Origin of the sequence: Desulfospira joergensenii DSM 10085 (assembly GCF_000420085.1) — a bacterium.
GTDB classification, from domain to species: Bacteria; Desulfobacterota; Desulfobacteria; order Desulfobacterales; family Desulfobacteraceae; genus Desulfospira; species Desulfospira joergensenii.
In genome coordinates this window covers 165995-181185 of record NZ_ATUG01000001.1, presented here as the reverse complement: position 1 = coordinate 181185, position 15191 = coordinate 165995, and the positions used below count along the sequence as shown (strand labels likewise).

13 protein-coding genes and 1 tRNA gene are annotated in these 15191 nt (G+C 44.6%); 4 read left to right on the top strand and 10 right to left on the bottom strand.

The annotated features are described in order from the left end of the window. Nucleotides 1–178 precede the first annotated feature (178 nt). The 3 genes from F608_RS0100825 to F608_RS34285 form a co-directional block, all read right to left on the bottom strand. Nucleotides 179–505, bottom strand: a complete 327-nt coding sequence (locus F608_RS0100825; RefSeq protein ID WP_022663716.1) for a hypothetical protein — start codon at nucleotides 503–505, stop codon at nucleotides 179–181. A gap of 171 nt (nucleotides 506–676) precedes the next feature. After that, entirely contained in the window at nucleotides 677–2707 is a 2031-nt protein-coding gene (cooS, locus tag F608_RS0100820; protein WP_022663715.1) for an anaerobic carbon-monoxide dehydrogenase catalytic subunit, read from the bottom strand. A gap of 241 nt (nucleotides 2708–2948) precedes the next feature. After that, nucleotides 2949–3614 (bottom strand): TetR/AcrR family transcriptional regulator, encoded by a 666-nt coding sequence (locus F608_RS34285; protein WP_244154219.1) that lies wholly within the window; start codon nucleotides 3612–3614, stop codon nucleotides 2949–2951. A gap of 448 nt (nucleotides 3615–4062) precedes the next feature. Between F608_RS34285 and F608_RS0100805 the strand changes: the two genes are divergently transcribed. Beyond that, entirely contained in the window at nucleotides 4063–4272 is a 210-nt protein-coding gene (locus F608_RS0100805) for an N-acetyltransferase (protein WP_161626798.1), read from the top strand. Beyond that, a complete protein-coding gene (locus F608_RS35525) occupies nucleotides 4269–4430 on the top strand; it encodes a PQ-loop repeat-containing protein (protein WP_022663711.1) in 162 nt (53 codons plus the stop codon). Before F608_RS0100805 ends, F608_RS35525 begins: the two co-directional genes overlap by 4 nt. Before the next feature lie 306 nt (nucleotides 4431–4736). Here F608_RS35525 and F608_RS0100795 read toward each other — a convergent pair whose 3' ends face one another. Beyond that, on the bottom strand, nucleotides 4737–5540 hold the full coding sequence (locus tag F608_RS0100795) for an AraC family transcriptional regulator (protein WP_022663710.1): 804 nt from the start codon (nucleotides 5538–5540) through the stop codon (nucleotides 4737–4739). Between the two features lie 107 nt (nucleotides 5541–5647). On the opposite strand from F608_RS0100795, the gene F608_RS0100790 reads away from it, so the two are divergent. Beyond that, on the top strand, nucleotides 5648–6634 hold the full coding sequence (locus F608_RS0100790) for an aldo/keto reductase (protein ID WP_022663709.1): 987 nt from the start codon (nucleotides 5648–5650) through the stop codon (nucleotides 6632–6634). 25 nt (nucleotides 6635–6659) lie between these two features. Further along, nucleotides 6660–7859, top strand: a complete 1200-nt coding sequence (locus F608_RS30290; protein WP_022663708.1) for an MBL fold metallo-hydrolase — start codon at nucleotides 6660–6662, stop codon at nucleotides 7857–7859. Between the two features lie 459 nt (nucleotides 7860–8318). Here F608_RS30290 and F608_RS0100780 read toward each other — a convergent pair whose 3' ends face one another. The 6 genes from F608_RS0100780 to F608_RS34280 all read right to left on the bottom strand — a co-directional run bounded on the left by F608_RS0100780 (nucleotide 8319) and on the right by F608_RS34280 (nucleotide 15134). Further along, on the bottom strand, nucleotides 8319–8648 hold the full coding sequence (locus F608_RS0100780; protein WP_022663706.1) for a tyrosine-type recombinase/integrase: 330 nt from the start codon (nucleotides 8646–8648) through the stop codon (nucleotides 8319–8321). Next, nucleotides 8630–8986, bottom strand: coding sequence for a hypothetical protein (locus F608_RS0100775; protein ID WP_022663705.1), 357 nt, complete (start codon nucleotides 8984–8986; stop codon nucleotides 8630–8632). Before F608_RS0100775 ends, F608_RS0100780 begins: the two co-directional genes overlap by 19 nt. Nucleotides 8987–9320: 334 nt before the next feature. Then, nucleotides 9321–9418 (bottom strand) — tRNA-Sec (locus F608_RS0100770). A gap of 261 nt (nucleotides 9419–9679) precedes the next feature. Further along, nucleotides 9680–10309, bottom strand: coding sequence for a hypothetical protein (locus tag F608_RS0100765; protein WP_022663704.1), 630 nt, complete (start codon nucleotides 10307–10309; stop codon nucleotides 9680–9682). Nucleotides 10310–10522: 213 nt separating this feature from the next. After that, entirely contained in the window at nucleotides 10523–11950 is a 1428-nt protein-coding gene (locus tag F608_RS0100760) for a sigma-54-dependent transcriptional regulator (RefSeq protein WP_022663703.1), read from the bottom strand. Beyond that, complete coding sequence (locus F608_RS34280) at nucleotides 11928–15134, bottom strand: GAF domain-containing protein (protein WP_022663702.1); 3207 nt, start codon at nucleotides 15132–15134, stop codon at nucleotides 11928–11930. The genes F608_RS0100760 and F608_RS34280 overlap by 23 nt, the downstream gene beginning before the upstream one ends. Between the last annotated feature and the right edge of the window lie 57 nt (nucleotides 15135–15191).

Sequence of the window (15191 nt, the reverse complement as noted above, 5' to 3'; positions counted from 1 at the left end):
ATTGCCAGCCTTGTGGCTCAATTTTCAAAATATGAGTAAAGGCTGAAGAGTATCAATCGATATTTGACAGACGGACTATGTATTTCTTGGAACAACCTTTATTTCAAGAGCAACTTCTCCATATCCCAGACACTCAATCCCCATATCAGGGCACCTTATCTGACGCATAAAATGGAAGTCATTGGGACACAACCCCTCTAAGCCTTTCATTGATCAAGGCAACAGGTATGGTTAATTGAGATATTAGATACACACACATTCTTTTAGGGCATAGTTTGGAAATGAAATTACCATCTATATCAAGAATGATTTTTTGGCCGACGCGATGACCCGAATTACAATGCCTGGCATCAACAACCGCTGCCTCAATCGAGTACCGCTTGGCAGCTTCAAAAAGACAATTGATTTGCCTGATTCTATGCCCGCCTTTTTTAAATATTTCCAGTTGTGTACTGGAATATCCAACATGATCTCCATATCTTTTAAGAATCATCTGTTCATCCATTTTTCCCCCATACCCCTATGGACACCAAGTCCTTTAATATGCTTTGTTTCTGTGGCAGCGATAAAGGCCTTAAAAATATAATCGTATATTCCCGGCCAAGCACAAGGGTGGTTAAAATACCCTTGTGCCTGGGCTAAAATAAACAGGCCTCTTCTTTTTAAGCGGGTTAGACTATGCCCCAAGTGCCTGGCGGTCAGACATGCCCACCAGAACACGTTCCCTTGCCTTATCAATGCCCAGAGCCTTGCGTTTTTTATTGATGTGGGCGATCATCCTGCGGGCATGTTCTATAGGATCAGTAACGATATCCCACATTCCGCCATATAGCTTTTCCATCCCAGCACCGAGATGATCATGAAATACCGGTGCTCCGGATGTTGGTATTCCATATCCAAAGACGGTATAAACCCCGGAACTGACAAAATAATGGCCAATACTGATGGCCTTTTCACTCATCCACTCCGGCGCACTGCCGGCCAAAGGGAGATCGCTTATATCGGTTCCCAGACCGCCTGCTTCAACAACCTTGCTTGCAGCCAGAAGAAGCCTGCTGTTGTCAACACAGGAGCCCATATGAAGAACCGGAGGGATACCCACTGTTTCACAGACTTCAGCCAGTCCCGGGCCGCAATACGCAGCAGCCGACTCCGGTGTGAGCAAACCTGCCATGGCGCAGGCAATCGCATTGCATCCTGTTGACAATACGATCACATCATTTTTAATCAATTCCTTGATCACTGTCAGGTGATTTTCGTTATGTTTTGTTCTTGCATTGTTGCATCCTACCAGGCCGGCTATTCCACGGATGCGGCCATTAATGATATTATCGTTAAGGGTATAAAAAGAGCCGCGAAAGGTTCCGCCCAGATGATATTCAACCGCTTCAACGCTGAACCCGGCAATTTGCGTGGCCTTCTGGTCTGGTATCATCACTTCTGTACCCCGGTTTTGAAAGTTATCCACAGCTGCTTTGACAATCCGTTCAGCATCCTGCATGGCATAGTGTTCATCAAATTCAATATGCAAGACATTGTCCTGCTCTATTTTGGCCATGGGATTCGTTGTGATCAACTTGGTATGAAAGCATTTGGCAACATTGGCAAGATTTTGAAAAATGCATTGTACATCAACCACCATGGCATCGCAGGCACCGGTAATGATTGCCAGCTCCTGCTGCAAGAATCCGCCTGCTGCCGGAACACCGTGGCGCTGTAGAACCTCGTTGGCAGTACAGCAGATGCCACCCAGTTGAATCCCTTTTGCCCCTTTTTGGAGAGCATACTTCAGCATCTTTTCTGATTGAGATACAGCAACAATCATTTCTGAAAGGGCGGGTTCATGTCCGTGGACAATAATATTAACATGATCTTTTTTCATAATTCCAAGATTTGCTTCAGTTGCCAGGGGAAAAGGGGTTCCAAAAAGCACATCCTGAAGATCAGTCGCAAGCATCGACCCTCCCCATCCGTCGGCAAGGGCGGCCCTTGAGCACTGTTTGGTGATATTGACATAATCCTGGTCAACCCCCATATGTGTGCGGTGCATAATATCCACGATTTCCCGGTCAATATTCCGGGGCAATACCCCGTTTGCTTTCCACTTTTCATACAGAGGTGCTGGCGCCCGCTTAAGATAAAGAAGTTCTCCATTTACTTTGCCCCATTCATTCAAGGCAGCCTCGCCAACCTGTATGGCAATTTCATCAATATCCCGGTCCCTGATTTCACCATCAACGGTAACCGTTGTATCGACATTCAAATACCCAGCAATGGAAATGAGTTTGATCGGATCTTTTATAGTATAATGGTCCGTTTCTTTTAGCGCAGCAGATAAAAAAATCTCTGCTACATTGCGCCCATGGTCAGAATGGGCAGCCACCCCTCCTGCCACCATTCGAGCAAAATTGCGAGCCGCAATGGTATTGGCCGTTGCTCCGCATAATCCTTTGCGATTGTCTGTCCCGTCCGGATCAATTTTTGATTGGGGAAGTCTGCAGGGCCCCATGCCACAAATTTTACAACAGGTTCCCTGCACACCGATCTTACAGGGTTTCATATTCTCAGCCCGGTCGAAAACTGTTTCAACACCTAACTCTTGGGCTCTCCCAATCATTTCCCGGGTGGCCCTGTCCACGGTCACCTTTTGTGCATCTGCTATCCTTGGTGCTTTAACGGGCTTGTTATGCTTTTCGTCCGGATTCATTTTTTTCTCCTTTGCGTATCAATTGTAAACACTGGTCGTTTTGTTTTTAGCAGCCATTTTGTGACCATTGGTCACACACAGGTCCAAAAAAAAGTGCAGAGGTTCCCCCCCCTACAATTATTATATTTATTACCCGTCTAAAATTTTGCTGTTAACAACTATTTTTTCCGGTTTTAATTCCCAACGAACATGTCCTGCTATTGATTCTCCCAGGTTTAAATAATGGAATCACTGGTGATCGTTACTTTAGAACGCTTTTTATAAATCCTTCAACAAGAGCCGCGTTAATGGTTTCACGGTCTGATATGAACTCATTCGACATCTCGTTCATCACACCCAATAACATCCCGGAGACAAGAGCCGTAAGATCCGACGCTGGCATATCCACAACCAGTCCTTGCTCTAAGGCCTCATCAAACATTTTTTCCAGCATTAGATTCTTTTTTTGATACAGTTCTCGATATCTTTCAGCAACGGCTGGATCAAGGCAATTATCAGTAAGGAAGCGACGGAATTCACAGCAAACCTTATGCGCACCCGGATTATTATTAAAAAAGTCCAAATGCAATCGAAGGAACGCTTTCATTCGATCCAAAACAGGTGCCGAAAAATCGAGGTGGTCTGTAATATAATTATGTAATTTTTCCACATGTTGAATCAACAGAACCGCATAGATATCGCTTTTTGATTTAAAATGCTTATAGATGGTTCCCTTGCCGATTTCTGATGCCTCTGCAATCATTTCATTGGTTACAACTTCTGGTCCCTTCTCCATAAAAAGGGTAAATGCAGCATCAAGTATCTCCCGTTCTCTACGCTCAAATTCTCTCGCTTTTCGTTCGGCAATTCCCATATTTTCCTGACCTTTGAAAGTGTGACTAACAGCCACATAATAATTGTCAGCCATGGCCGTGTCAAGAGAATTTTACCGAGCATCGATATAAACAGCCCGATCCCGTTCTACCAGGGTACCAATTAACCTGTAATTACTGCACGATAAATCCCAATCGGGATAGGACTTCCCATCACTGAGGAGCCCTCCACACCACCCGGCATACGGATCACGTACCAAGGCGGTTCGGCTGATCAGGCAGGTTAGTTCCCAGGAAGGAACAACCCCCGATCAAGGAAATACTTATTCGGCATAGCAATTATCACCCACTTTATCCTGCTCATACGCCACATCTTCAGTTCTTTATCCAGTTCATCCAGAACAATGTTGGAAAGCAACGGAGAAAGCGGATCGCCCTGGGGAGTGCCCTCGGTTGAAGATGTCACAAGACCGTTGATCATTGTTCCGGCTGTCAGATATTTCCGGATTAACTTCCCATCAGAAAAAAGGTATCAGTACCCAATTGGTCGACTATATTATCGATCAGGCAAAATTGTATGGAATTAACAGGCTGGTTGTATATTCTCATACTGATCTTGCCGCAGCGATCAACCTTTATTATAAAAAAGGGTTTCGGGCAGGGCCTAAAACCAATCATCATAACAACCGGGCAAATATTAAAATGGAGCCTTTATTAGGGGCCGAACCTAAAAACGGGAAAAATAAAATATGAATGAAACATTATTTGAACAAGCCGTTGCGATACTTACCGTTGTGGTTGGCATTTTGGTCAAAGTAATAGGATTCCCTGATCAGATTATTAAAAATCATCATCGGAGATCCACAGAAGGGTTAGCAACTCCGATGATTATAATATCTGTATTCGATTAAACCCTTTGGACACTCCATGGCCTTTTAAAAGGTGATTGGGTGCTCGTTTTGGGGCAAGGCCTGGGCATATTGACAACGGTCGTCATTTTTATTCAAATTATTATTTATAGGTGAAAATATCCTTATTTGGTATTCACCATCAACCATTTTGACCCCCAAAACAGCACTTTAAGAATTTACGATAAATTTCCAACACCGCTCTTGCAACGGGTCCCAAAAAGCCGCGACCGCTGAAGAGCAAAAAACTGATAAAACGCTTATAATTTCTTCAGCTCAAAAAGTATTTATCAATGGATTAGGATGATGCTAAAATGATTTAATTGTTCTTCTATTTTTTTGCTTAAACATCTTAGGTGTCATTGAAAAAATCTCTCTAAAATCCTTATAAAATGATGACAAGGAGTCATAACCACATGAAAATGCAATACTGGTTATTGTCTCGGAAGAATTGTCCTCACAAAGTTTTAATGCCGATTGGAAAATCCGGCATAGTTTCAGATATTCAAAGATTGATACTTTCAGGTCTTCTTTAAAAATTCTGGAAATGTGTCTATCCGAATAATGGAGAACATTTGTAAACTCAGAAAGTGTCAGTTTCTGGTTAAAGTTGTTTTCAATATATTCAGTGATTTTTTTATTTTCAGGATTTCCGGGAACAGGAATATGAGTTAGACTGGATTTAAAATGAATCTCTTTTTTCATTAATTCAAGCAACAGGTTTAAACATTGAAGACTTATGCCGTCAGTTTTATTTTGAGATGGGTTGATCCTGTTAAAAAGAGCAACGCCCAGTTCACTCATATCAAAAATAACAATTTCATTTATAGCGGGGTTGAAAAGGGACTCATCCAGATAGATTGATTTATAATTTACGATTGTTCCCATTACGCTGGATCGATGGGGAAGACCAGCAGGAATGAATGCTGTCATATTACTGAATAATGGTTGCTTTTCCTTTTCTTCCACAAGAAGTGTAATACCTGTACTTATTCTTAAAAACTGATGGCATGAGTGGTAATGCAGATCTTTAGTTGAGTATTCTTTGAGAGATCCCTCCAAAATAAATACTGGGGTTAAATTTGGTTTTACAGGTATTTCAATCAATTTCATCACTTTGTCCATATTGCATATTAATATGTCATTTATTCGGATGCAAGAAGTAGTTGTTTTCTTTATTTTGGGTTTTAAATGTAATCCAAAGTGAAAAGGAGATGATTATGCAAAAAATAATTTTAGGACAAAATGGACCGGAAGTGTCTTCAGTTGGTCTTGGCTGTATGGGAATGAGTGAATTCTATGGGGGCACCGATGATGAAAATTCAAAACAAGTAATTTTAAGTGCCCTTGAAAATGGTGTAACAATGATAGATACAGCAGACACATATGGAGATGGCCATAACGAAAGGTTGATATCTGGTGTTATTAAAAAATGGGGAAATCGTGTTTGTATCGCGACAAAATTTGGCATTGTCCGAAAACTCGGCTCATATGAAAGGGAAATCTGTGGCAGGCCCCAATATGTCAGGCAGGCTGTTGAAAAAAGTCTCAAGCGATTAGACATAGAAACCATTGATCTCTATTATATTCATAGAATTGATACCACTGTTCCTATTGAAGATACAGTCGGTGCCATGTCAGAACTTGTCAGAGAAGGTAAGATTAAGTACCTGGGTCTTTCCGAGGCTTCTGTGAAAACAGTTTTAAAAGCTCATGCAGTACACCCGATATCCTGTGTTCAATCCGAATACTCGCTTTTTACAAGAGACGTTGAAGATTTTCTGTTACCTGCTTTAAGAAAAAATGGTATTGGTTTTGTATCGTACAGCCCTCTTGGACGGGGTTTGCTAACAGGAAAGTTAACAAAAGAATCTATGGAACATGATGGTGACCTAAGAAAATATCTGCCCAGAACTTCAGTCGAAAATTTCGATACCAATATGTCTCTTGTAAACGCTCTTAAAAAGATTGCTGATTCAAAAGAAATCACTCTCTCTCAACTTGCATTGGCATGGATACTGTCCAAAGGTGATGACATAGTCCCTATTCCTGGGACTCGGAATGTTAAGTACCTTATGGATAATATTAATGCAGCCAAAGTTCACCTTAACGATGATGATATAAAGGAAATTGAAACCATTGTTTATCCAGATGCTGTAAAAGGTGAACGGTATACAAGTGAGGGAATGAAAGGGGTCAATTGCTAATTGATTTAAGGATGGGTTATCAATTATGAAAAAAATACAGATTTTTCATTTATGCATTGCCCTAATATGGTTTACACTCTTTTATGCCACACTGGGATGTGCCACCCAGAAGAGAGGAGCTATTCATTTGGAACAAGAAAAAAACAGTGTGGGTTCAAAATCCGAATCCAAAAAGCCAGAGCATCACACAGAGAGCGGATTTCAGAATTTTCCGGTTGTGCCAATGGATAAACCAAGCCTTTCATTCTATCTGCGAAGGTTCTGGCATTCAATATTTCTTCATGATGTTCCAGATGAACATTATTTATCAGAGACCCAAGCCATAAATCTAAGAAACTCTATATCGGGCGATAATACCACATGGATCGGGCATGCAACATTCTTAATAAGAATCTCCGGGATGACAATTTTAACAGACCCCTTCTTATCTAAATATGCCAGTCCTTTTTCCTGGGGCGGACCAAGAAGGATGCTACCACCTGGGATCTCCCTGGATAATTTGCCCCCAATCGACATCCTAATAGTTTCTCATAATCACTATGATCATTTGGATGATGTGACAATTCGAAAATTGCAGGATAAAGACAAGATTCAGGTCATTGTTCCACTTGGGCTCAAACCGTTTTTTAAAGAGCGTGGATATACCCATGTCAGTGAACTCGATTGGTACGATGAAATCAAAATTAATGATATTAAATTCTCATCTTTACCTGCTGTTCACCACTCAGGTCGGAATCTCAGTGATCACAATAAAACACTATGGTCGTCATGGGCAATTAGCAGTTCTAATAAAAAATTGTATTTCTCTGGTGATTCAGCGTATTCAGAAATTATTTTTAAAAAAAATGGTGAAGAATTTGGTCCATTTGATTATGCTTTTGTTCCCATTGGCGCCTATGAGCCCAAGAAAACTATGAAAACACACCATATGAACCCTGAGGAAGCTGTTACAACCGGAAAAGATTTACAAGCAATGACTTTGATTGCATCCCATTGGGGAACTATTAATTTGTCTGATGAGCCGCCCTGGGAACCCCCAAAACGATTTCATAAAGCTGGTATTGATAACGGGTTGATGGAGAACAACATTTGGGTTATGAAAATTGGAGAAACTCGTCCTCTTGAGGGATTATATCTATTTGGTACCAATAAAAAGAATAAGGCAATCTTAGATGTTAAAAGGGTTTGTGAAAATCTTAATGTCGAATTAACATTATTTGAATAATTTATAGAAGAACCAGAGAACGCATAACCCGTCGCTACACCAGAGTTATTAAATCATACTTTCCTTGAAAATTATCAACACCCTTAAATCTCCTGAATTTGCAGGACCTAACCCCTGGTCCGCCTGATTTCCCCCGTTGGGTCACCTGCTGTTCCATTTTGCATCCTTTAGGTGACCCATCCAGGTCAACGCCACCAACCAAAAGAGCATCAGGGGTACAGTATGTCTACTCCGAACACCTCATCGGCTATATTCGCCGCCTTCCTAAGAGCGCCATTGATAAGATGGGCATACCGTTGGGTCATCTTGATATCAGAGTGTCCCAGGAGTTATAAATGTCCACCTTGCCGAAGAGGCCAGATAGGAAGCATAGGTGCGTCTGAGGTCGTGGAAGCGGAGTCCTTGGAGACCTGCCTGTCTTCTTATGCGTTTCCAGGTCTCGTCAAAAAAATCTTTGTATTACAGGCCGTCTGTATTGGGAAAAACCCATGACCCTTTTCTTATCTTATGAGCCTTCTCTATGATGTTCAAGGTTTGGTATTCAGGGGCAGGGACTGTTTTCTTACCACCTTTTGTTTTCTGAAGTTTGAAGGTACGGCACTCAAAATCAATATCAGTCCATCTAAGATCCAGGATTTCGTTTTTACGTTTCCCTGTGTAAAATTCAAAGAGAACTACTAAGACCGGTCTTTCATTCTCCCAGGTTTCAAGGGTCTTCCTGAGATTCGCAAGGCCTGTTTTATCAAGGATATTCTCGACTCTGTTATCGTCTACTTTAGGCGCTTCCATGTTTCGAAGGGGATTATGCCACGAGGGTAAATACCGTTCTTTATAGACCAGTTTATGACCCGTTTAACCAGCACAAAGACTTGCCTGACGGTAGCCTGGGCATATCCCTTAGATGCCATTCTGGGCAGGATAGGAATATGGTCTTTCTGGGTTATCTGGTTTACCTTGGTGGGCATGAAAGAGGCTATATGTTTTGTCCATCTTATCTGGTCGTCTTTCCATGACTTCTTGTTCAGCTTTGCCCAGGATAGATAGACAGACCACATTTCGTTTATATCTGGACTGTCAACAATAGGAACCAGGGAAAGCGCCTGTTCCTTTATGATATCTTCAGTCATGAACTTTTTTTCAAATTGTCTGGCAAGGGTCAGAGTGGGGACCGTCTTGGATTTCCACTTGCCTGTGGTTTTGTCTTTGATTCTTACTTTGAACTTGGCACTAGATAAGCTGGAACCACACTTAAAACAGCTTTTATCCTTTACGGAATGGGTTTTTGTAACATGCGGGCCAAATCAGGTTTATGGACATTTGACGGTCTCCTTGTGGGAAATCTGTGGGAAACATATGGGAAACTTTTGATCCACGAGAAGGCACAAAAAGAGACTTTTAAGGTTGAGTTGAATATACAATCTTGGGAGGAATTGAAACGCTTTATTGACGCGGGAAAAGAAATGGCGGAAGCACATGGGAATCGAACCCACCCGGGACGGTTCTAGCGCCCCACATCGGATTTGAAGTCCGAGGGCCCCACCAGTGAGCCGCGTGCTTCCATAGGTCTTTACGGTTTCGTTGGTTTCCGTGCACATACAAGGCCAACTGATAGGACGTATACCACAGGCGTATGTTGAATTCCAGAATAAAACGATCGGGTCTGGTAAAAATTCAGGGACAGCCTTTATTTTCTTGGGGGGAAAGGCGTAAGAAATTTTTAATTGCTCGAGGATTTCCGTCCTGGCAGACCATTCCAAAACATTCAGGGCAGGGGAGTCATCCCCCTGTCCTGAATGCTGATTCCGGGTGGGCCTGAATTGTTATTTCATGGAGATCAGTACCCGGCATTTCCAGCCTTGGGGGTGTTCCTGGGTGGAAGGGAGCACCATGATCCTGGGCTGCCGATTGACTGTCCGCACATAGAGCAGGTAGCAGCTTTCCTCAAGATCCCGGATGTACTTGTTGGTGGTCAGGAGCGGCAGGTCATTGGGTACGGATTTGCGGAAAAGCTTTCCCTTTCTGGTGAATTCCGTATAGGTGCCGTCCGGGTTTCTGGTGTATTTATGGCCGGTGGCAGTATCAAAATATGCGTTGCCGGTTGCAGTGAGGGTTTTGCCGTCATATGAAACAGTGGATATGTTGCTGGAGTAGCCCAGCCCGGATGATATGGACGGGTTGTCCCATTTGGCAACACCGTTGTTCCCCATTTGCCGGATATACTTGTTGGTGGTCAGAAGCGGCAGGTCATTGGGTACGGATTTGCGGAAAAGCTTTCCCTTTTTGGTGAATTCAGCATAGGTGCCGTCCGGATTCTTCAGATACCGGTGTCCGGTGGCAACATCCAGGTAGGCGGCCCCGCCTGCAACGGTTTGTTTGCTGTCAGCAGCCCAAAGATTTCCGGTTACTCCCATGATCAAAAAAGATACGATTAATGCGGTTAAAGTTTTCATGTTTCCCTCCTCCTTGGTGGTTTAAGTATTTGGCGAATATTGCCTTTTCTTCGTTGGCTGATAACAGGAATAACAAGAAGCATGCCAGAGGAGAGATAGTAAGATATATTCTATTATTTAAAGATGTTATGTTTTTTACGTTGTGGATTTTTTGATCAGGCAGGAACCGCTTTTTTATTATTGAATAAAGAAAGTATCGTCAGACAATATCGGTTATTGTTTCAGATTGTATTTACGGGTCAGGACATATACCCGGTTTTTACCGACCCCTAAAATACCGGCTGTTTTTTCAACATCCCAATTATTCTCAGCCAGGACGGCTTTCAGATAAATCTTTTCTATTTTATCAAAAAACTGGTTCCGGATATCTTTGAGGTTTGGCGGATTGCCCTTATCAATGCCGGATAGCAAAATGGCCTCAAGAGAATCCTTTCGGGGCTCGGCTTCTGTTTTTTCAAGGTCAGGCAGCCCTTTTTTCACAAAGTTGAGCCGGATATGATCGGGTAGGGAATACGGGTATAAAAGAGGGGAGTCTGGTTCATTGACAATGGACTGTTCAATTGTATGAATCAGTTCTCTCACATTCCCGGGCCAGTCATAGGACTCAAGAAGATCCAGGGTTTCAGGGAGGAGCACTTTCTCTTTTAGATTCTGTTTTTGGCAGATATCACTGATGAAAAAAGAGGCCAGTTCCCGAATGTCTGGTTTGCGCGCCTTTAGGGGAGGCAGCTCAATGTCAATGGTTCTGATCCGATGGAGCAGGTCCCTTCGGAAGGTCCCCTTTTCAACCATCTGGTCAAGATCTCTGTTGGTTGCACTGATCAGCCGGAAATCAGAAGGCTTTTCCATGTGGCTGCCCACTGGCCGGATTCTTTTTTCCTGGAGAACCCGCAAAAACGTGGACTGCAGGGAAAGGGGCAATTCCCCGATTTCATCGAGAAAAAGGGTCCCTTTATCCGCTTTCAGGACCAGGCCGTCCGAGGCTTTGTCCGCACCGGTAAAAGCGCCTTTGACATGTCCGAACAGGACACTCTCGGCAAGGGATTCGGTCATGGCCGCGCAGTCCACCACGATAAAGTTTCCGGCACTTAGCCTGCAATTGCTATGGATGGCATTGGCAAACACCTCTTTGCCGGTACCTGTCTCGCCGTGAAGCAGGACATTGGAGTGGCTTGCAGCGCATTGAGCCACCTTCCTAAGACATTTTTTGATGGCCTTGCTTTTCCCGATGATTTTTCCGGTTTCCAGGACCACGGGCTGCCGCCTGTGGTTCTTCATCTTCCTGAATTCAAGTGCCCGTTCAATTCTGAGATTGATATCTTCCTTTTTCAGGGGTTTGTTCAGATAATCCCAGGCCCCGTTCTTTATGGCGATTTCTGCCCCTTCATGGCTCCCAACTGCCGTAATGATGACGACCTCCGGGCTGTTTGTTTCCTGCTTGATTGACTGAAGCAGATCCAGACCGCTTCCGTCCGGCAGGTTGACATCCAGGAAAATCAGATCAAACACGGTTTCCCGGATCAGTTTTCTTCCCTGTCTGATGGTGGCCGCGCTGAACGGGGAATGGTTCAGCCGCCTGACCCTGACCGACAGGATATCCCTGATATATTCCTCATCATCAATAATCAGAATATTGGCCATGTGTACCTCCGTCAAGGACTGTCCGGACCGTTGATACAAGATGTCTCGCCGGAACCGGTTTATAGAGAAGGGCATTGATCTTCATTTGGTCCATCTTTTTCTGGTCCAGGGCGTCATTAAAGCCGGTGCACAGAATCACCGGGATATCCGGACGGACCTGCCTGGCATGCTTCACCAGGGTGTCTCCTGTCAACTCCGGCATGGTGATATCTGAAATGATCAGATCGTATTCATCCGGCTCTTTTCTAAAATGGGCCAGCGCCTTTTTGCTTTCTGAAAAAAAGACGGTTTGATAGCCAAAGTACTCCAGCGAATCCCGGAGCATTCCAGCCAGGGTGTCTTCATCGTCCACCACAAGAATTTTTTCATTTCCCTCACAGCTTTTGATCTGATCCAGCATTTGATGGTCTGGCTGGCATACCGGCTCATGAACCGGCAAAAAGAGCTCAAATGTGCTGCCGCGCCCCGAGGCAGATGAGATTTTCATCAGCCCGTTCAAGGATTTTACAATTCCGTGGACAACGGAAAGCCCCATTCCGGTACCTTTTCCTTCGGTTTTTGTTGTATAGAAAGGTTCCAGTATCCGGTCGAGAACCTCTTTTTCCATGCCGTGTCCGGTATCTTTTACAGCAATCATGATAAACTCTCCAGGCGCCACCCCTTCATATCCGGCAATGTCTTTTTCATCCAGTACAACGTCCTGCAGGCGTAAGGACAGGATGCCGCCGTCTTCCTGCATGGCATCCCTGGCATTGGTGCACAGGTTCATCACTACCTGGTAGATGCCGGTGGGGTCAGCCATAACACAGCCCTGGGAGTCAAGGTTCTGTTCAATGGTAATGGAGGAGGGCAAAGAGGCCCGAAGGAGTTGGAGAACTTCTTTTATGATCAGGATGACGCTTATGGAAACCGGATCTCTGCTTTTTGCCCGGCTGAAATCCAGGATTTGTCCGATGAGATCCTTGGCCCGCAGGGAAGCTTTGATGATGCGGGCCATCCTGTCTCTGGTAACCGGCCGGCAGTCCATGGCATTCAAATCTTCCTGGATGAGTTCAGCGTATCCCAATACACCGGAAAGGATATTGTTGAAATCATGGGCAATGCCTCCGGCAAGGGTCCCGATGGCTTCCATTTTCTGGGTCTGCCGGAGCTGAGTTTCCATTTTTTGCCTTTGCTCCTGCTCCCGTTTCAGAATAAGGATCTGGGATATGAGGCTGGAAAAAATCTCCAGGGGTCTTACGGTTTCCGCGTTGGGTTGAAGGCCGGATTTGGATTCATCCACTGAAATAACGCCGATGGGCCGGCCCTCTTCATCATTCATTCTGACAAAAAGATTGTCTTCGGGATGCCATCTGTCCTTGGATTCAGGAGGCGGCCCCTTGCCGTAGACGGTGACCGGATGCAGAATGCCTTTTTGGGTGTGGGGAATATAGTAACTGAACTGACCGATATTGTTTTCTTTAATAAAAACTTTATCATACCATTTTTTAGACATCTCCACTTTTCTCAGCCGTTCAATGGTTGCCTGGTCCACTCCGCCAAAGGCGATAATTTCCCTGAAGGGGAACTTGTCTTTAAAAAGAGAGATAATTACCCGTTTAAAATCAGAATATTCCACAATGGCCCTGCTGATTTTATGGAAAACTTCTTTGGCGTCCTTCAGGGATATCATGGATGCGGCTGCCATGCTGAACTGCTCGGTCTGGCTGGAAAGCTGGGATAGTTTTTCGTCCCGGAGCCTCAGTTGGGTTTCAATCTTCTTTCGTTCCGTAATGTCGCGGTTAATGCCGGCGATGGCAATGGCCTTGCCGGTTTCGTCCCGGATAAAGGAGACAACGGTCTCCATGGGATAAATGCTTCCGTCCTTGCGAAAGCTGTCCACCTGGATCACCCTAAATTTGTCCGGGGCTGTCCGGCCCCGGCGTTCCAGCCTGATTTCCTCCTCCATGACTTTCATGGTTTTTGTCAGGGATTCAGGGGGCATACTCTGATCCAGGGGCATGTTCATCTTCTCCTGGACACTGAATCCGGTCTGGGCCTCTACCGAAGGGCTGATATAGGTCAGATTCATTTCCATGTCCCGGGTCCAGACCACATCTGACAGGCTGTCCGTTAACAGGCGGTAACGGGCTTCACTCTCTTTTAAGGCGTCTTCTGCCCGCCTTCGGTGTATGGCAATGGCGATCTGATTGGACACCGCCGTCAGAATACTTAGATCTTTCTTGGTATAAAGATTGGCGTCTTCATAACTCTGGGCCGCTGCGACCCCGATCACCTCCCCTTTGATCATCAGGGGAACGCCCAGCCAAATTTTGGGAACCGTACCGACGATTTTGTTTTTTTTCGCCCGGTCAAAGAGCATGGTTTCGGTTAAAAGCAGGGGCCGTTTCCGGAGGATCACTTCTCCGGTCAGGCTGTTCGGTTCGATCAGGTTTTCGGTCCTGGGCATTGCCTTGTCAAACCGGTCCACAAAATAGTCAAAGGAGACTGTTTGCGTGCGGCTGTCATACAGGGCAATAAAGAAATTGGAAATATTCATGAGACGACCAAGGGAATGATGAATGTGCTCATAGAGCTGTTTTAAATTTTCAGCCTTGTGAACGGCGCTGGCCACCTCGCGCATCACCACGTTGATTTGCTCGGTCTGGAACCGGGCAACCTGGGCCTGTTTTCGTTCAATGGACACGGCAATGAATTCAGCAACAGAATTGAGAAGTACCAGATCCTTTTCATTAAAGGCGTCTTCTGAGCGGTAGCTTTGAACAAGAATCGCCCCAAAGGATTTGCCCCTGATTTTCAAAGGGGCACCTGCCCATACTTTGCATTGGGAATGAAAGGCAATCCTGCCGGCCCGGTCCGGCATTTTCCGGATATCGTCTTCATAGAAAATCAATGGCCTGCCCGCATGGATGACCCGGGCGGTAAGGGATTGTTTTTTACTGATTTCAAAGATTTCTCCAAGCTCGTTATCCAGCTCATCCACGAAATAGGGGAAGGTCATGGAGTCCTTTTCTTCATGGTAAATGGCAATGGCAAAATTTTCCATTTGCAGGATTTTGTTCAGAGACGCATGGATGGCGGCGTACAACTCATCAAGATTTTCTTTGCTGTTGACAACGCTGGAGATTTCAAACAAAGCCTGGATCGTCGCATCCACATCCCTGGGAGATTCCCTGTCATGCATAAGATGATCCCCTGTTTTCGGATTGAACGATAGGGTCTTGGTATCAAGTTCTGTAAA

Coding starts and splice junctions, on each gene's coding strand:
- F608_RS0100780 (WP_022663706.1), bottom strand. CDS start 8,648: ATGGAAGCGCCTAAAGTAGACGATAACAGAGTCGAGAATATCCTTGAT.
- cooS (WP_022663715.1), bottom strand. CDS start 2,707: ATGAATCCGGACGAAAAGCATAACAAGCCCGTTAAAGCACCAAGGATA.
- F608_RS35525 (WP_022663711.1), top strand. CDS start 4,269: ATGAATGAAACATTATTTGAACAAGCCGTTGCGATACTTACCGTTGTG.
- F608_RS0100760 (WP_022663703.1), bottom strand. CDS start 11,950: ATGGCCAATATTCTGATTATTGATGATGAGGAATATATCAGGGATATC.
- F608_RS34285 (WP_244154219.1), bottom strand. CDS start 3,614: ATGGCTGACAATTATTATGTGGCTGTTAGTCACACTTTCAAAGGTCAG.
- F608_RS30290 (WP_022663708.1), top strand. CDS start 6,660: ATGAAAAAAATACAGATTTTTCATTTATGCATTGCCCTAATATGGTTT.
- F608_RS0100790 (WP_022663709.1), top strand. CDS start 5,648: ATGCAAAAAATAATTTTAGGACAAAATGGACCGGAAGTGTCTTCAGTT.
- F608_RS0100775 (WP_022663705.1), bottom strand. CDS start 8,986: ATGACTGAAGATATCATAAAGGAACAGGCGCTTTCCCTGGTTCCTATT.
- F608_RS0100795 (WP_022663710.1), bottom strand. CDS start 5,540: ATGAAATTGATTGAAATACCTGTAAAACCAAATTTAACCCCAGTATTT.
- F608_RS0100765 (WP_022663704.1), bottom strand. CDS start 10,309: ATGAAAACTTTAACCGCATTAATCGTATCTTTTTTGATCATGGGAGTA.
- F608_RS34280 (WP_022663702.1), bottom strand. CDS start 15,134: ATGCATGACAGGGAATCTCCCAGGGATGTGGATGCGACGATCCAGGCT.
- F608_RS0100825 (WP_022663716.1), bottom strand. CDS start 505: ATGGATGAACAGATGATTCTTAAAAGATATGGAGATCATGTTGGATAT.